The sequence below is a fragment of the Bacillus sp. F2HM genome, assembly GCF_019266135.1.
GTDB lineage: Bacteria > Bacillota > Bacilli > Bacillales > Bacillaceae > Bacillus > Bacillus safensis.
In genome coordinates, this window is record NZ_LRMO01000009.1 from 211,785 (window position 1) to 229,235 (window position 17,451).

Below are 17,451 nucleotides of genomic sequence, written 5' to 3' on the forward strand. Positions count from 1 at the left end.
ATTTCGGGAATATTATACTACAGTGCAGATAGGTTGTATATGTGATTTCTAAAAGCGTTTTTTCTGTTCATAAAACAAAAAAACAGCCTCTAAAAAGACTGTTTTTCACTCTTCAATGAATTGATTTGTTCTCCATTGATGACGACTTTCTGAAAAGCAGGAGAAACGGCATGCTCTAAAGATAAGGGATACGCCACATCATCTATGACACAATCTTTCATTTTAAAATGTGTCACAGGAGAATGTGCGTATGCGGCTATTTTCACACCATATCGTCCGCCACTGCTTTTGAGTCCTTCCACTTCAATATGACGTACAACAGGACGATGCGGACCAGCATCTCCTTCCTCATACATCATGTCGATACAGACCACTTCATGCTTTAGACTTTTGACTGTATTGTTTTTAAAATAAATATGTTCAATGGTGCCGCCTCTGACAGAGTTGGTTTTAATACGCAGTGCCCGGTCAAGGTTCGGACTGTCCATGACATTATTTTCTGCATAAACATACTTTACCCCGCCAGAGATCTCGCTCCCGATCGTCACACCGCCGTGTCCATCCCGCATCTCATTTCTACGAATGACAATGTTTTCAGATGGAATCCCTATTCTCCGTCCATCCTCGTTTCTGCCCGATTTGATGGCAATACAATCATCTCCGTTATCAAAATAACAATCTTCAATGAGCACATTCCGGCAAGATTCCGGATTGACACCATCTGTGTTTGGTCCATGCCCAATGATTTTAACACCGCGGACGATGACATTATCACTTAACACAGGATGAATTTGCCACATCGGTGAATCCTTCACTGTCACTCCTTCGATTAGCACATGCTGACATTGGTATGGCTGAATAAAGCTCGACCTTAAATAATGACCTTCTCCAAATACCCTTTCTTCTACCGGTATTCTCTTTTCCGCCATTTCAAACAAAAGCTGGCGATCCCGATCCTGAGAGGGCTGGCCATTTGTCCCATACTTCCAAGGCCACCAATGATGCGCATCCCCTCTGCCATCAAGCGTTCCAGCTCCTGTAATAGCGATGTTTTCTGCATGGTGTGCATAAATGAGAGGAGAATAATTATAAAGTTCAACCCCTTCATATCTTGTCAGTACAAGAGGCAAGTAATCCTTTGGGTCTTGGCTGAATGCCACATAGGCTTTCTCATGCAGATGAAGTTCTACATTGCTTTTCAATTCTAAAGCACCTGTCATAAATGTCCCTGCTGGTATCAGCACCCGTCCCCCTTTCAACCGGTGCGCATCATCAATGGCAGACTGAATGGCATTTGTAGAAAGCTCTTGCCCTTCCGCATCTGCTCCATAATGCACCACATTCAATTCACGATCTGGGAACTGCGGTGCTTTTATCTGCTTTAGCACTTGATCGATTCCGTTTGCTTTCTTATTTTTCTTCCCTTGCTTTGCTAAACGAGCAATTCCGACTCCAGTTAGTACCGTTCCTGCTGTGATATACATCAAATCCCGCTTTTTAGACACGTACTCATCCCCCAGTCGACTTAAAGTGTGACACCTGTTTTGAAAATAGCCAGCTCTCTAAAATTGTTTTTTTCATGATTTAACAGCTTCCCGCTCGCCACATCAATGACAGTTGAAATGAATTTTTCTAATACAACATCTTCCGGTACATCTTCAAGCAGTTCTCCAGCATTAAAGTCAATCCAGTGCTTTTTTGTTTCATATAAGGCTGTGTTGGTCGAGATTTTCATTGTTGGTACAAACGTACCAAAGGGTGTCCCCCTGCCTGTTGTAAACAGGACCATTTGACAACCGGAAGCAGCCAGTGCAGATGAAGCAACCAAATCATTACCAGGTGCACTTAATAGGTTCAATCCCTTTTGTTTCAGCAGCTCTCCATATTTCAATACATCTTTAATTTCAGAAGTACCTGCTTTTTGTGTACAGCCAAGAGATTTATCCTCTAATGTCGAAATTCCACCTGCTTTATTTCCCGGGGAAGGATTTTCATATACCGGCTGTCGATGATCCATGAAGTATTGTTTAAAGTCATTGATCATTTGCACAATATTGTCGAAAGTCTTTTCTGATTCCGCTCTCTCCATTAAAATCGTTTCAGCACCAAACATTTCTGGCACTTCTGTTAACACTGTCGTGCCACCTTGAGCAACAATAAAATCGGACAGTCTGCCCAAAAGCGGATTTGCGGTAATACCAGAGAATCCATCTGATCCTCCGCACTTCAAACCGATTTTCAGCTCAGATAACGGAATATCTTCACGATGATCTTCTTTCGCGGCATCATAAATTTCCTTGAGTAATGCGACTCCCGTCTCAATCTCATCTCCTACTTCTTGGCTTCTTAAAAATTTCACTCTCGTATGGTCATATTCACCTAATGTGGACTGAAAATCCTCAATGTCATTGTTTTCACACCCAAGTCCAAGAACGAGTACTCCTCCAGCGTTAGGATGCTTCACCGCATTTTGTAAAATGGTTTTGGTGTTCTCATGATCGTCCCCAAGCTGTGAGCAGCCATAATTGTGCTTTAATACAAGGGCTGTTTCAAAAGGATGGATGTTTCCACCCATTTCAGCGGTGAATATTTGGATCATTTGATCGGCGATGCCATTCACGCATCCAACGGTAGGAACAATCCAAAGCTCATTGCGGATTCCGCTTCCGCCATTTTTTCGTTTATATCCTTTAAATGTAAGATTCGTTTTTTCATAGGGGTTTTCTGATAATGAAGGCTGGTATTCGTATTCTAGCTTGCCAGATAGATTGGTTTTGATATTATGCGTATGCACCCATTCTCCAGCAGAAATGGCAGTCACTGCATGACCAATGGGATAGCCATATTTGATAATATTCTCTCTTTGCTTGATTTCAGCCAATGCAAACTTATGACCTTTGGCGACGGTCTCTTTTAAGATAATCGTATGTCCTTGATGCTGCAGCTCCTCCCCTTGCTCAAGTCCTTTTAAAGCAATACCGACATTATCTGAAGGGTAGATGACAATAAAGTCTTTCATGCTTTCTCCCCCTGACTTTCATATTGATTAGGCATCATTCGATGAACAGCCGCTCTCATCCCATGCGTCTGTATGAGGGTAAGCTGATCAGCTACAGCTTGACTCAATCCATTTATATCCGTTAAATCTCTGCCCCATAATGACTCGCATGAAAGAATTTCCGCTGCAACTCCTTCATTAGAAGGGTTTTCCCCTTCCCATGCTTCCTTCATGAGCGTTAGCACAGTTTCATCATCCTTTACCCTTCCTGCATGTGCTCTGTAGAAATAAATGAGACTGCTAAGTGAAAACACAAGTTTCATTGGTAGCTGTTTCTTTCGCTCGACATAATCAAGCAATGACGGAAGATTACGGGTTCGGAATTTTGATATCCCATTCAGCGCAATATCCAGCAATTGATGCTTTATAAATGGATTGCAAAAACGATCCCAAACGGATTGTGTATAAAGAAGAAGTTCATCTTCAGGGAGTTCAAGCCCTGGAAGTACTTCCTCCTCCAGCATACGCCTGACGAACGGACCAACATGCTCATCATCCACAGCTTCTTTTACAGTTTCTAAACCGCATGAATAGGCAATCGGCACCATTGCCGTATGTGCACCATTTAAAATTCGTACCTTGCTCATACGATAAGGCGCAATATCCTCTACAAAAAGTACATTTAATCCTGCTTCTTGAAAGGGGAGCTCCTTTTGCACAAAAGCAGGCGCTTCAATGACAAAAAGATGATAATATTCTGCCGTGACAAGCAATTCGTCGATATACCCTTCCTCCTTTTGTACAATTTCAGCCGCTTCCTTAGAGAATCCAGGGACAATCCGGTCCACAAGTGTATTACAAAACGTATTGGCTTCCTTAATCCATGTAATAAACGCAGACGGCAGTTCCCACTCAGCTGCCATACTGATCACATATTCCTTCAATCGATCACCATTTTGTTCAACCAATTCACAAGGCAGAATGATCAGTCCTTTCTGCTCATCTCCAGCAAATGCTTTAAACCGGTGATACAAGAACGCTGTCAGCTTTCCTGGAAAACTGGCTTGCGGCCGATCCTCCAAACGATCCTCTTTTCTGAACACAAGTCCTGCCTCTGTCGTATTTGAGAAGACATAGCGAAGATTCGGGTTTTCCGCTACGTGTAAAAACTCCTCGTAATCCGTATACGTACTAATTCCTCTGCTAATCGATTGGATGATCATACGTTCATTCATTTCTTGCTGGTCATGATATCCCTGAATACATAATGTGTACAAGCCATCTTGTTCATTTAAGGCTGCTACCGATCCTTTTCGTGGAGGAACAACAACCGCTCTTCCTTTAAAATCTGTGCAGTCGTTCAGCTTCTGGATGTGCCAATTGATAAATCCTCGCATAAAATTTCCTTCGCCAATCTGCAAAATCGTTTCCGGATACTCAGCCGCCGGGTATATGGCTTTTGATAATCGTTTCAAATGGATTCCCCTCTCCAAGTATTATGCACACGTGAACATTTTTTCTAAGAAGGTGCTGATTACGGCACCTTTTTAACTGAATCTCTGATCATCAGTTCTGTGTGGACATACACTTTCTCCATATGATCCTCTTCTTGCTCTTCACCGTTTATTACTGAAAGGATAGCTTCTGCTCCAAGTGCACACATTTTTTCAATCGGTTTTTTCACCGTTGTCAATGCAGGTGTGGTATAGGACGAAAAAGCAATATCATCAAAACCAATAATAGAAATATCACCTGGACACGTTTTGCCTTTTGCAAATAAAGCATTCATTGCACCAATCGCCATGTCATCGTTTGAGCAAAAGAGCGCTGTTGGCGGATCATCGAGGGCCAGCAGCGATTCCATTGATTCATAGCCGCTTTTCATATGATAATCGCCTTTCATCATATATTCTTTCTTCATAGGTATTTGGTGATCAATTAACGCTTGCAGGAAACCAGCTTTTCTTTCCTGAGTTGATTTAAAGCCTTCTTTCCCTTCAATGATGGCGATTTGTTCATGACCTTGCTGAATGAAATGGTGTGCAGCCTGGTAAGCTCCTTGACTATCATCTGCTAATATATTCATGACCTCATGACTTTCTACACGGCGATTCAGCACAATGATGGGAATGCCCTGTTTCTTCACATGATGGATAAATGCTTCATCGTGTTCGCTTTGACTCATGAGCAAAATGCCATCGTAGCGTTGTTTATGAATGGTTGTGTAATCGTGAAAGTCGTCAATTCCTCTTACAAAGAGATTATAATACTCTGTCATGACGCTGTTGACACCTTTTAACGCATCCACAAAGAAGCTTGAAGATGTGCCTTCTGTTAAACTTGTAAAAAACAGACCAATTGTAAATGATTTTTGTGATACTAGGCCTCTCGCATGGACATTCGGTGAATAATTCAGCTGTTTTGCAATCGACAAAATCTTTTGTTTTGTCTTCTCTTTAATAAAAGGACTGTTATTCAAAGCCCTTGATACCGTGGTATGAGAGACGTTTGCCAATTTTGCTATGTCTTTAATTGTGACTGTCATGCTATTCCGCCTTTTATGATTTTTTACCATCTTATCATAAAACCGCTTTCATTTTCTTCATGTCATTTTGTTTGGGTGGTGCTTGAGCTGATTTGCCCGGTCAAATTTGAAATACTGCCTGGCATTTTCATAGCTGATTCTTTTCACGATTCCCCCTAACAGCTCAAGATCATAAGGGGCTTCTCCTTTTTCTACCCAATCTCCAATGATATCGCAAAGCAGTCTTCGAAAATATTCATGCCTTGTATACGACAAAAAGCTTCGTGAATCTGTCAGCATCCCAATGAAACGGCTGATCAGCCCAATACTGGATAGAGCCATCATCTGCTCTGTCATCCCTTGTTTCGTATCATTAAACCACCAAGCTGTGCCGTGCTGGATCTTCCCAGGTGTCGTTCCGTCTTGAAAGCTTCCAGCCAATGTGGAAATCACAACATTGTCCCGAGGATTCAAGGAATAGAGAATGGTTTTTGGCAGTGCCTGTTCTTGATCTAAACGGTCTAATATTCTGCAAAGCGGCTTGGCAATGTCTTCATCATTCATCGCATCATACCCTGTATCTGGCCCAAGCCGCTCAAACATTTTCGTATTGTTGTTCCTAAGCGCATTGATATGAAGCTGCATCGCCCAGCCCCGCTCATAGTAAGCCTGACCAAGCTTAATGAATGTTTGTGTTTTAAATTTAACCTTCTCTTTTTCCGTCAATGAATGCCCCGACATTTTTTTATGAAAGATGGCTTCCACTTCTTCTTCCGTCGTTTCTTCAAACGTCATTTCGTTAATGGCATGATCTGAGATCAGGCAGCCCTGTTCATGGAAAAAATCAATTCTTGCGAGGAGTGCTTTCAAAAAGTCTTGATAGGATTGGATTGGAGTAGATGAAGCCTTTGCCAGTTCGTGAACATACGATGTAAATAGGTGATTCGTTATATCGAGTGCCTTATCAGGCCGAAATCCGGGCAGTACTTGCACAGTGAATCCTTCTTCCCGCAGTTTTTGATGATAGCAAAGCGAATCGACTGGATCATCTGTTGTCACGACTGTTTCAACGTTCGATTTCACAATGAAGTCTCTTGCACCAAAACCCTCTCCTTGCAGCTTTTCATTTACTTTTTGCCAGATGATGTTTGCGGTTTTTTCGTTTAAAAGTTCTTCAACTCCAAAATATCGTCTCAGCTCTAAATGAGTCCAGTGATAGAGCGGGTTTCCAATGGTCATGGGAACGGTCTTCGCCCACGCCAGAAATTTCTCATAGTCTGAGGCATCCCCTGTGACGTGCGATTCGGGTATGCCATTTGCTCTCATGGCACGCCATTTGTAATGATCTCCGTAAAGCCATGCTTCGGTGATATTATGAAAGGTTTTATTTTCATAGATTTCTTTGGGGCTTAAATGACAATGGTAATCTATAATTGGAAGGTCCTTTGCAAATTCATGGTATAGCTTTTCCGCCGTTTGACTGTTGAGTAAAAACTGATCATCTAAAAAAGCTTTCATCAAACTCCCCCATCTCTCTTATAGATAAAAATAATTTGTTCACGTTAACAATTTTATTGTAATCGTTTACAAAATTGATTTCAATCCTAAAACAGGAAAAAACGATCTCCTTTAGAAAAGAAAATCGTTTTTTGGCTATTTTACAGGTGATGATTTTTTTAGGATAATCGCAATAGTTGTTCCAGTGCCTAGTTCACTTTCAACTTGAATATCACCGTCATGCAGCAAGACGAGCTCTTTTGCTATCGCAAGCCCGAGACCTGTTCCGTTCGTTGGATCGTTTGTATTTGTCCCTCTGTAATAGCGGTTAAACAGGTGATCCACCGTTTCCTGTGCCATTCCGCGGCCATTGTCTTTCATTTCGATTCGAACTTCTTCATCTGTTTCAGATAAAACAGCTGTAATATGTGTGCCTTTTTCGTTATGCTTCACTGCATTCGCCAGCAGGTTCTCAATCACTCGTCTGAACCAAGCTTTATCGATCTCAAATATGACACCATCTGTTTGATCTTCAAAGGAGGATGGATAATCCTCAGATGAGGAGCTTCTTGAAAACTCGTCCATAATGGAAGCTAAAAATTCACTGAGTTCAACCGGTTTCCGATTAATGGGCAGGGCACCATTCTTCAATCGGTACGTGAGGTTTAAATCCTCAATCAATGTCGACATGTATTCTGATTTCTCACGAATCACCTGTCCCATTTCTATGACTTCTTCCTTGGACCATTGATATTGATCGGATTCAAGCATGAGTCCATAGCCGTAAATCGTACTTAGAGGCGTTTTCAAATCATGAGACAATCCTGCAATCCATTCTTCCCTTGTGGTTTGAATTTTTCTTCGGTTTGCTTCATTCTCTTTTAATGTAAGCGTGAGCTGATCCATTGTTTTTAGGATATCCTCAAATAATCGGTATTCCCGCTTAATACGGCCTTTTTTATTTTTACTGACTGGAATTCCCTTTCTATTTGTTGGTTCCTGCAATTTATTTCTTGATAAGAAAATCAGCCAGCGAATAATGTGATAAATTGGCAGTCCATAGCGATACGAATACCATGAAGTCATGACAATAATAATGGTGAGTGCAAGACCTGCATTTAAGATGGTTGTATATTGATTTAAAGCGTCTGTCTCTTTATCGTAAAGCTCATCCGGGCTGTATACTTTATTTGGTACCGAAACAATAATATACAGGTTTTTATTCACTTTCATATAAGACAGATCACTTCTAAACTCCCAAGGCTTCGATTGATACTTGAGCAGTTCAACATCTGTTACGTTATGTTTCAAATCGGTGTTGGCTCGAATGCCTTTTAAATATTTTCCTTCGTCATTGAACAAATGCACCGATCCATTCATTCTCTTCAAGAATTCTTTCGTTTCAACCGAATATTGAGATAGTGCAGCCAAATTCTTCTCGTGCTGCTTCAGATAATTGGCTACCTTTGTGCTGTTCGTTTTGAACCCATATAACACGATAAAGCTTTTTTGGTCAATCTCAATTGGCCAGAAGTACATCTTGTAATCTTTAAATTGTCTCTTTTCAAAGATTTTGATCATTTCATCCTTTTGATAGGATGTTGGAATGGTTTTAGGGCGATGATAACTATAAACGTTTTTCTTTTTCGAATCAATTACTTGCAGCCAGCCGTCTCGTTTTTTCACTGCTTGCTTGAGCTGATCGTCGGCTTCCATTTTTCCATCCTCGTTAAAATAAAGCCAGCTCATGAGTGTATCTCCATCAGCTTTTGTTAAACCAGTTTCGGTCATGTTCTTGTAGTATTTATTTAAATATAAGTTCTCAGAGAACGTATTCCCAATCATCAAAATGGCAATCACAATAAACATTTGTCCGACAAAGTGAAAGAAAAGTTTTGCTCGTAAATTCATAAACTATTGAAGAACCTTTGCGGGGTGCGGTATAAATTTATAACCCATACCACGGATCGTCACAATATATTCAGGCTGACTCGGATCTAATTCAATCTTTTCTCTCAGCTTTCGAATATGAACCATGACGGTGTTGTTATCACCATATGATGGGACGCCCCATACTTTCTCATAGATTTGGTCTTTTGAAAGAACCATATTCGGATGATCACAAAAGTACTTCAGCAAAGAAAGAAGCTGAGCAGAGCATGCCGTCACCTCTCCTCTTACCTTCAATTCGGCTGCATGAGGATGATAGGAGAAATGGGCATAATGATATTGGCTTTGAGTGTCTTCTTGCTCCTCCTGTAAAGAGATATATGTTCGATTTAGGTGAGCCTTAATTCTAGCCACTAGCTCAAGCGGGTTAAATGGCTTGGTGATGTAATCGTCTGCCCCCTGCGCAAAGCCCGTCAGTTTATCGACATCAGACGTTCTTGCAGTTAAATAGAAAATGGGCGCTTTCGTTAATTTTCTGATTTCAGGCAGAACGTCAAAGCCAGACTTACCGGGCATCATCACATCTAGAAGTAAAAGGTGGATATCCTCATTTTTGACAATATCTAATGCTTCATCTGCATGGTAGGCTTTATAAATATGCTTGAATCCTTCTTTTTTTAATACGCGTTCAACCATTTTCACAATTGCTTCTTCGTCATCTGCAATCAATATTTTTGCTGTTTCCACGCATCTCTTTCCTTTCTAGCTATGATCTCTAACCGTATATTACCATTGTCTAAAGTAAAAAAGTACCTCTTTTCTGCATAAAAGCGAAAAAATATCAACTGGATAAAATGGCAGGAATAGGAAGTTTTAAACATACAAAAAAACCCGGCAGCTGCACCGGGTTCCTTTACATCTATTATCCATTCACAGCTTCTAGCTTTCGTTCACGATTCATTAAGTCATATGTTAAACAGATCGGCTTATTCGTTCTAGGATCAAGCACAATTTCTGCATCAATATGGAATACCCGACTGAGTACATCTTTGGTCATGACCTCATGAGGCGTACCATCTTTTATGACTTTCCCTTGATTGAGGGCAATCATGTAATGTGAAAAACGCGCCGCATGATTCAAATCATGGATGACCATCAACACAGTTCGACCCTGCTCTCTATTTAAGCGTTCTAACAGCTGAAGAATCTCGAGCTGATGTGCAAGATCCAAATACGTCGTAGGTTCATCTAATAGGAGCAGCTCTGTTTCCTGGGCAAGTGCCATCGCAATCCATACACGCTGACGCTGTCCGCCGGAAAGTGCTTCAATTGGCCGATCATGAAAAGCAATCATTCCCGTTTCCTCAAGTGCCCACCTAATAATTCGTTTATCTTCATTTGATAAGCGGCCAAACCCATTTTGATGCGGGAAACGTCCATATGACACGAGCTCATACACTGTCAATCCACTTGGTGCTTCGGGCGTTTGCGGTAAGATCGCCATTTGTTTTGAAATTTCTTTTGTCGGCGTCTCATGGATAGCCTTGCCATTTAAGTAAACAGCTCCTCGATTGGATTTCATAATACGAGACATCGTTTTTAAAATGGTTGATTTTCCGCAGCCATTCGGTCCAATCAGTGTTGTCACCTTGCCTTTTGGGATACTGACATTCAAATCTTCTACAATCAAACGGTCTTGATAACCGATACAAAGCTTTTCTGTTTCGAGTGATTTCATATGTTGTCTCTCCTTCCTCATTAGTTCGATTTCATCAATAAGTAAATGAAGTAAGGTGCGCCTAAAGCAGAAACGACAAGGCCAACTGGCACTTCTGATGGTGCAAGGATGACGCGGCCAATTGTATCTGCCAGTAATAATAACAGCGCGCCAATCAGCGCGGAGGCCGGTATCATTCCTTGATGCTTTGGCCCAACAAGCTTTCTAGCTAAGTGCGGTGCGGCTAATCCTAGGAAAGAGATACTTCCTGCAACAGCAACACTCGCACCTGCTAATGCAACGGCAATCAGCATGAGAAGGCTTCTTTCTTTATGAACAGAAATGCCCAATCCATAGGACAGCTGATCACCTAAATTCATAATGTTTAAGTAGCGTGATCTGACAAGCGCTAATATAAGGAAAATCAGCATCCATGGCAGAACAGATAAGACGTACGTCCAGCTCGAGCCATAAATGCTTCCAGATAGCCACACGATGGCTTGGTTAAAATCATTTGGGCTCATTTTCAACTGGATGACCACAATTGCTGCTGAAAACGCAGCATTCACACCAATACCAGTTAAAATCAATCGAACAGGTGTGATGCCTTTTTTCCACGCTAACACATAGATGAGAAATGCAGCAAAGCCTGCACCTACGAACGCGAAAAGCGGCAGTACAAAAATCGTAAAATCACCTAAATTTGTCATCGTGCCTTGAAATGCAAAGATAAATAGCACAACGGCAAAACCAGCACCGGCATTGACACCGAGAATACCTGGGTCAGCTAAACCATTTTGAGAAACACCTTGCCAAATCGCTCCTGATACAGCGATAGAAGCGCCGACAAGTAAAGCGATGACCATTCTTGGAAGCCTGAACTCGAATAATACGAGTTCATCCATTTCACTTCCAAATCCAAAAAGTGTTTTCAATGTATCCATCGGAGAGATACGAATTTCTCCGGTATTTAAACTAATGAGAAACACAGCTACGATTGCCAAAAAGATCATGAGCATCGTTCGTTGATATTTCTTTTTCTTTGCTTGCTGCACCATTTCCATTTAAATCCCGCTCCTTTCACGTCTAGCTAAGTATAAGAAGAAAGGAACGCCTATAATCGCTGTAATGGCACCGACTGGCGTTTCAAACGGAGCGTTGACCAGTCTTGCAGCAATGTCTGCATAAATTAACAAAGTGGCCCCTAAAATAGCGGAGCATGGGATAATCCAGCGATAGTCCACTCCGACCAAGAATCGAGTGACATGAGGGATCACAAGCCCAATAAAACCAATAGAGCCTGCTACCGACACGGCAGCACCCGTTAAAAGAATAACAACCAATATACCAAGCACCTTGACCGTTTTTGTATACTGTCCAAGTCCTTTCGCCAGTTCTTCACCTAAGCTCAAAACCGTGATCGAACGGGCAAGGATCATTGCAATGATTAGTCCTGCAATGGCAACTGGAATGATGATATGAATATTGCTCCAATTCACACCTGCCACTCCGCCAGCATACCAAAAGCTCATATCTTGAGCGACGTCAAAACGGATGGCAATGGCTGAGGAGATGGAGCTCAAAAGTGCTCCAACCGCTGTACCAGCTAGTGCGAGCTTTACAGGGGTCAGCCCCCCTTTTGACATAGTACCGACACCAAATACAATAGAGGCCCCGAGTGCGGCTCCAACAAATGACCAAAGAATTAATGTAAAAGAAGATTGGCCAGGGAAAAATGCTAATGCAATGGCAATCGCAAATGCGGAGCCATTTGTCACACCCATAATCTCAGGTGACGCAAGCGCATTTCTTGTCATTCCTTGCATAATGGCACCTGATACGGCTAAAAAGGCACCGACGAGGGCAGCTCCAACTGTACGCGGCAACCTCAATTCCCGAATGATTTGATGTGAAGTTTGATGTGGATCAAAATGAAAAACGGCTTCCCATACAGTCTGTAGATGAATGTTTGCCGCTCCTAATGATACTGATAAAAAAAGACCAAATGTTAAAGCGATCATTCCTATGATGATAACAGCTGCTGTTCCAAAAGGCTTCGTGACAATATCGATCGTATCATCGCTGGCTGGCAGCTGTTTATTCGATTGTGAGCCCAAAACCAGTCTCTTCCTTTCCGTTCATGTCTATTCTCTATTAGTGATAATGATTATCAATCTCGAAGTCTAGTATATCACTTTCTTTTCTTTTTGAAATCACTGTTCTGATAAATTTCTTTATTTTCAGCAAAAAACTGTGAGAAATTCATCATTTTTCTTTTGGTTCTAAATTAGCCGATGCATTTTTGTTCCTATCATGTTACGATAAAATTGAAAATGAGAATCATTATCAAAGAGAAGTGAATAGGAGAGAACTTTTGTGAAAAAACGAACTGGATTTCTTTTGATTTCTTTATCCATCCTTATGATCTTTACAGCCGCTTGCGGCAGCACTTCAAATAAACAATCTGCAGCGAAAAAGAATGACATGATTACCTATCAGGGTGCCAAAGGTGAAGTGAAGCTTCCGAAAAATCCGAAACGAATAGTGCTTCTTGCAGAAAGCTATTACGGGGACCTCGTCACACTCGGCAAGACGCCGGTTGCTACAACATCACCCATCTTTAAAAACCCTTTTTATAAAGGGAAAACAGATGGAGTGGAAAATCTCGGAAGGACCCCATCAGTTGAAAAGGTAGCCGCTTTGAAGCCAGATATGATTATTGCATGGGGAGAAGACGAGAAGTTTGATCAATACAAAAAAATCGCCCCGACTGTAGCGGTTAAATACAACCAATATTCCTTCAAAGACCAGCTAAAAGAATTCGGTAAAATGACAGGTACACCAAAAAAAGCAACAGAATGGATCACGAAATGGGATACTAAAATTGCTGAGGTGAAACCAAAGGTAACAAAAGCTGTCGGCAGCAAAACGGTTTCGATCGTATCACCATTTGATAAAGGTATTTATATCTTCGGAAACACCTTTGGCCGCGGAGGCGAAATCATTTATGACGAGCTGAAATTAAAAGCACCGAAGGCCGTCAAAAAAGAAGCGATCGACAGCGGTGTCGGCTATGCAAACATTTCGCTTGAGAAGCTGCCAGAATTCGCAGGCGACTATATTTTCACAGGTCCATGGAGCGGCTCAAAAAGTAATGGTGACCAAGTATATCAAAGCAGCATTTGGACATCACTTCCTGCCGTCAAAAATAAACGTGTATTTGAAATAGATCCCGTCGGTTACTTTTTTAATGACCCAGTGTCACTAGAAGGTCAGCTAGAGTTCATTGTGGACCGATTGACATCTGCATCATAAAAAAACGTTTCTCCAGAGATGGAGAAACGTCCAAATTATTGACAAAGGGATAAAATGAGCTTTATTTTAGCCCTTTGTCTTCTTTTCAGCGTGATAGAAAACCTTTGCAATCTAGGAAGGGCGAGCACCGGAGCGGAGCGAATTCGACATTCGTGAGCACCGAAGCGCAGACCTGACACCGAATGCGAGGGTTTGTCTACACGCTGAACGTTTCTCCAGAGATGGAGAAACGTCTTCCTTATCTTATACCGTTTCTTTGGCAAATCCTTTTGACATGAGTGGATAAAGCAAAATACCCACTAAGAATAGACCGATTCCAAGACCAAAAGTTTTCAAGTCGGCTGTTCCTGAAATAATGACCCAAGCTGAATATCCCATCGCAACAAGTGCAATGATACCGTCTCTTGTTCGATTTCCTTTTTGAAGCTCATATGTGTCACCTTGCATGATGACCTTAAAGCTGTAGATGGAAGACACAATATACGGAATAAGATACGCAAGTGTCGCTGATGTGGTTAAAAAAGTAAAAGCTTCATTAATCGTACGTGACATCACAGAGAAGATAAACAGCTGTGACATAATATTTGTAACAGTCAAAGCGAAAGCAGGGCTTCCTTTTTTGTTTGTTTTTGCAAAAACTGCTGGAAAATCACCAGCCTTTGCTGCTTGATACGGTACTTCTGAACCAAGTAAAATCCAGCCAAGCATCGAACCAAACAAACAAATAATCGCCAGCAGTGCCATGACAATTCCGCCAGCTGGCCCAATAATAAGCTGAAGCACATCCACGAATGGTTTGTCAGAGCCTTGCAATTGATCATGCGGCAGAACGCCCATTGTAATCAATGTGATAATCATGTAGATCGAAAGTGCGATTAAAAGACCTGTAATCGTCGCACGTTTCACATCACGCTGTGAGGATGCTCTTCCTGATAAAATGACAGCTGATTCAATCCCAATAAATGCCCATAGTGTGGAAATAGCCGCATGATGAATTTGGCCGCCAAGTCCGAGCACTCCTTCTCCGCCTGTTTCAACTGGGAAGTAATAATGTTCAAATAATGCCGTTTGAAATGCAAATAATCCCGCCACAATAAAAAGGACGAATCCAAGCACCTTCGAAAAGGTCGTAATAAAATTCAATTTACTTGCAGCACTTAAGCTAGTGATTAAAATGGTATGTGTTCCCCATAGAAGAAGGGTACATACGATAAACGTCATGAGCTGGCCAAGTGTGACCGCTTCTTTTCCAAAGGTAAAAACTTCAGTCTTTACGGTGAGAATAGGGAAAAAAGTCGTTAAATAACCAGCAAGGCTTGTAATAATTGCGACATTACTAATCCAGCTTGCCACCCAATATCCCCAAACCATTGTAAAACCGGCCGCTTTCCCTTTTTTCGGATCTTTAAAAAGCGCCCTTGCATAACTTTGTGGTCCAGCCGTCAGCTGCGGCTTATGAATGGACAAATGCCCAAATACAAGCGCAATCATCAGCACACCGCCGCCTGTGACAAGCCATGCCATCGTCACACCTAAAGGACTGGCGTGCTGGGCAAGCGTACTTGGCAGCATAAAGATGCCTGAACCTACCATATTTCCGACGACAAAAGCCGTCAATAACCAAAAACCCCATTTTTTTGTCTGTTCCATTTCCGTACCTCCGTTTTATTCACTTTGGACCAGACCCGGCAGTATCTTCATTGATATATTTGTGAAGCAATGACTTGCATTCTTTATGTTCATCATGGATTACTTATTCACAGCATACCCTTATTTTTGTTACTCAGAACATAAAAAAAAGCCTGAACAAAAGTCCATGCTTTTCAAAACATACACCTTGATCTCCGGATAGCCCTCCACGCTTCAAAGACGTGGCAGTCCTGCATTTATTCAATGCAGACCCAGCATAAAGAAAGTTGGAGCTCTCTTTACACTTCGGCGCTGATGCCTTTTTTCTCATGATCTACGATTCCATCTCTCCTATGAGTGACTCATCATCCGCGCAACCTCTACCTCACTGAGACATAGCGTGAGGATTTCTATTCATTTTTACTACACGAAGGTTATCAAACATTCTCACATCTGTCAAAGGGAAAAACATAGAAAAAAGGCAGAGAACGGTTTCTCTGCCCTTTACCTGCTTATTGTTGGTTGTTTTTCTTCTTTTGTACAGCTTCCTGAAGCGGATCGCCTGCTAGCTCTTTACTTGCTTCCTCTAACAGCTGATCTACCTGCTGATGGTTTTTCTCACTTTTCGCCTTTTTATCCTTTTGGAAAAATGACATCGCTGTTTCCTCCCTTTTCATAAAATGCGGTTGCCTGTTTAATTTGCGCTACAGCGCTCAGCATTATACAAGGGAAGAGGCTCAATCATCATGAAAGGTCTGTCTCATTTTTTGCAAGTACGACAGAAAGGTTTTTAAATCATCCTTTGTGAAGTCTGACATCATATGCTGAATCACTTTTCCGAAAAGACGTGTATGCTTTTCATAAATCGCCATCCCTTTTTCCGTGACTTCTAAACGAACAAGTGATGAATCGTCCTTGTCCCGTTCTCTTTGAATATAACCCTGCTCACATAATTTATTGAGTGCAATAGAGGCTGCACCAGGGTTTAAAGAGAGTCTTTGCTTCAGCTCTTCGGCATGTGATACTTTGCCTTGTATCAAAATAGAAAGAGCATATATCTGCGGGGGCGTGATGTCTTTCTCTAACTCAAGTAACTTGCGGTTTAATTTACGGCTGACTTCATAATGTACAAGAACAATTTCTTTTAAAATGTCTGCATTACCCATCCGAATCGCATCCTTATCGTTAGTATCAACATGACTTCTCCCTTATTATAGAATGTTTTTCCATTCAGCCAACCATTTTGGCCTCTTTTTCTTTAGAAATAAGCCTTGCTGAATAAATCCACCCTTGATATAGTGAGTACTTGAACTAAAGATAGAACAGGAGTACGCATCATGACAGGAAAAACACACATCATGGGCGGAGTTGCCGCCTCTACAGCCGTTGCCTACTATTATGGATTAGACCCAGTGACGATGGCTGCTGCTGGATCAGTTGGTGCCCTGATCCCTGATCTTTGCCATACAAAAAGTAAAATCGGCAGAAAATTCCCGCTGCTCTCGGCACTGATCAGCAGTGTATTCGGTCATCGCACGTTTACACACAGTTTATTATTTTTGCTGATCATTTATTTTCTAGCGACAACATACATTCCAAATGACAGCCTAAGTATCGGTTTACTAGTCGGGATGGCAAGTCATCTCATCCTGGATGCAGGAACAGTGAACGGGATTAAATTTTTATTTCCAGCTTCCATTAAAGTGCGTCTTCCCTTCTATGTCAAAACAGGCAGCACAGGAGAACAAGTCGTACTAGCTGCTCTTACCGTCGTTACCTGCTATTACATCGCCGTCATCTGCGGCATATCCATCCCATTCTAATGAATTAAAAAGAGTTTTTCCGAAAAACACAGGATATGAATTGATCATTCCTCATTTT

15 protein-coding genes and 1 riboswitch are annotated in these 17,451 nt (G+C 41.6%); of the genes, 2 read left to right on the top strand and 13 right to left on the bottom strand.

Annotated elements, in window-relative coordinates; translation table 11 throughout:
- Positions 1-89: 89 nt before the first annotated feature.
- From AWT60_RS06290 to AWT60_RS06335, 10 genes are all read right to left on the bottom strand, one after another.
- Positions 90-1,505 carry a glycoside hydrolase family 28 protein gene (locus AWT60_RS06290; RefSeq protein ID WP_087976158.1) on the bottom strand — a complete coding sequence of 472 codons (1,416 nt, stop codon included), beginning with the start codon at positions 1,503-1,505 and terminating at the stop codon, positions 90-92.
- A 20-nt stretch (positions 1,506-1,525) separates the two neighbouring features.
- Positions 1,526-3,019, bottom strand: coding sequence for a UxaA family hydrolase (locus AWT60_RS06295; RefSeq protein WP_087976157.1), 1,494 nt, complete (start codon positions 3,017-3,019; stop codon positions 1,526-1,528).
- A complete protein-coding gene (locus AWT60_RS06300) occupies positions 3,016-4,473 on the bottom strand; it encodes a tagaturonate reductase (protein ID WP_087976156.1) in 1,458 nt (485 codons plus the stop codon). Before AWT60_RS06300 ends, AWT60_RS06295 begins: the two co-directional genes overlap by 4 nt.
- Before the next feature lie 59 nt (positions 4,474-4,532).
- Entirely contained in the window at positions 4,533-5,543 is a 1,011-nt protein-coding gene (locus tag AWT60_RS06305) for a LacI family DNA-binding transcriptional regulator (RefSeq protein WP_218677035.1), read from the bottom strand.
- Between the two features lie 57 nt (positions 5,544-5,600).
- Positions 5,601-7,040 carry a glucuronate isomerase gene (gene uxaC, locus AWT60_RS06310; RefSeq protein ID WP_218677036.1) on the bottom strand — a complete coding sequence of 480 codons (1,440 nt, stop codon included), beginning with the start codon at positions 7,038-7,040 and terminating at the stop codon, positions 5,601-5,603.
- Positions 7,041-7,175: 135 nt separating this feature from the next.
- A complete protein-coding gene (locus AWT60_RS06315) occupies positions 7,176-8,930 on the bottom strand; it encodes a HAMP domain-containing sensor histidine kinase (RefSeq protein WP_075621784.1) in 1,755 nt (584 codons plus the stop codon).
- Between the two features lie 3 nt (positions 8,931-8,933).
- Positions 8,934-9,656: a response regulator transcription factor gene (locus AWT60_RS06320; protein WP_087976154.1), complete on the bottom strand. Its 723-nt coding sequence runs from the start codon at positions 9,654-9,656 to the stop codon at positions 8,934-8,936.
- A gap of 175 nt (positions 9,657-9,831) precedes the next feature.
- Entirely contained in the window at positions 9,832-10,647 is an 816-nt protein-coding gene (locus AWT60_RS06325) for an ABC transporter ATP-binding protein (RefSeq protein ID WP_087976153.1), read from the bottom strand.
- 20 nt (positions 10,648-10,667) lie between these two features.
- Positions 10,668-11,690, bottom strand: coding sequence for a FecCD family ABC transporter permease (locus tag AWT60_RS06330; protein ID WP_218677037.1), 1,023 nt, complete (start codon positions 11,688-11,690; stop codon positions 10,668-10,670).
- A complete protein-coding gene (locus AWT60_RS06335; RefSeq protein WP_041107765.1) occupies positions 11,691-12,743 on the bottom strand; it encodes a FecCD family ABC transporter permease in 1,053 nt (350 codons plus the stop codon). It abuts the gene before it with no gap.
- A 259-nt stretch (positions 12,744-13,002) separates the two neighbouring features.
- Here AWT60_RS06335 and AWT60_RS06340 point away from each other — a divergent pair, with 259 nt between their 5' ends.
- Positions 13,003-13,941 carry an iron-hydroxamate ABC transporter substrate-binding protein gene (locus tag AWT60_RS06340; RefSeq protein ID WP_218677038.1) on the top strand — a complete coding sequence of 313 codons (939 nt, stop codon included), beginning with the start codon at positions 13,003-13,005 and terminating at the stop codon, positions 13,939-13,941.
- A 243-nt stretch (positions 13,942-14,184) separates the two neighbouring features.
- On the opposite strand, the gene AWT60_RS06345 is transcribed toward AWT60_RS06340, so the two are convergent.
- The 3 genes from AWT60_RS06345 to AWT60_RS06355 form a co-directional block, all read right to left on the bottom strand.
- Positions 14,185-15,591: an amino acid permease gene (locus AWT60_RS06345; RefSeq protein ID WP_041107769.1), complete on the bottom strand. Its 1,407-nt coding sequence runs from the start codon at positions 15,589-15,591 to the stop codon at positions 14,185-14,187.
- Positions 15,592-15,782: 191 nt separating this feature from the next.
- Positions 15,783-15,961: riboswitch (Lysine riboswitch) on the bottom strand.
- 121 nt (positions 15,962-16,082) lie between these two features.
- Complete coding sequence (gene sspJ / locus AWT60_RS06350) at positions 16,083-16,226, bottom strand: small acid-soluble spore protein SspJ (protein WP_024423454.1); 144 nt, start codon at positions 16,224-16,226, stop codon at positions 16,083-16,085.
- Between the two features lie 81 nt (positions 16,227-16,307).
- Entirely contained in the window at positions 16,308-16,736 is a 429-nt protein-coding gene (locus tag AWT60_RS06355) for a MarR family winged helix-turn-helix transcriptional regulator (protein WP_024423455.1), read from the bottom strand.
- A 171-nt stretch (positions 16,737-16,907) separates the two neighbouring features.
- Here AWT60_RS06355 and AWT60_RS06360 point away from each other — a divergent pair, with 171 nt between their 5' ends.
- Positions 16,908-17,393, top strand: coding sequence for a metal-dependent hydrolase (locus AWT60_RS06360; protein WP_024423456.1), 486 nt, complete (start codon positions 16,908-16,910; stop codon positions 17,391-17,393).
- The last annotated feature ends 58 nt before the right edge of the window (positions 17,394-17,451 follow it).

Coding starts and splice junctions, on each gene's coding strand:
- AWT60_RS06295 (WP_087976157.1), bottom strand. CDS start 3,019: ATGAAAGACTTTATTGTCATCTACCCTTCAGATAATGTCGGTATTGCT.
- AWT60_RS06305 (WP_218677035.1), bottom strand. CDS start 5,543: ATGACAGTCACAATTAAAGACATAGCAAAATTGGCAAACGTCTCTCAT.
- uxaC (WP_218677036.1), bottom strand. CDS start 7,040: ATGAAAGCTTTTTTAGATGATCAGTTTTTACTCAACAGTCAAACGGCG.
- AWT60_RS06315 (WP_075621784.1), bottom strand. CDS start 8,930: ATGAATTTACGAGCAAAACTTTTCTTTCACTTTGTCGGACAAATGTTT.
- AWT60_RS06325 (WP_087976153.1), bottom strand. CDS start 10,647: ATGAAATCACTCGAAACAGAAAAGCTTTGTATCGGTTATCAAGACCGT.
- AWT60_RS06330 (WP_218677037.1), bottom strand. CDS start 11,690: ATGGAAATGGTGCAGCAAGCAAAGAAAAAGAAATATCAACGAACGATG.
- AWT60_RS06345 (WP_041107769.1), bottom strand. CDS start 15,591: ATGGAACAGACAAAAAAATGGGGTTTTTGGTTATTGACGGCTTTTGTC.
- sspJ (WP_024423454.1), bottom strand. CDS start 16,226: ATGTCATTTTTCCAAAAGGATAAAAAGGCGAAAAGTGAGAAAAACCAT.
- AWT60_RS06355 (WP_024423455.1), bottom strand. CDS start 16,736: ATGGGTAATGCAGACATTTTAAAAGAAATTGTTCTTGTACATTATGAA.
- AWT60_RS06360 (WP_024423456.1), top strand. CDS start 16,908: ATGACAGGAAAAACACACATCATGGGCGGAGTTGCCGCCTCTACAGCC.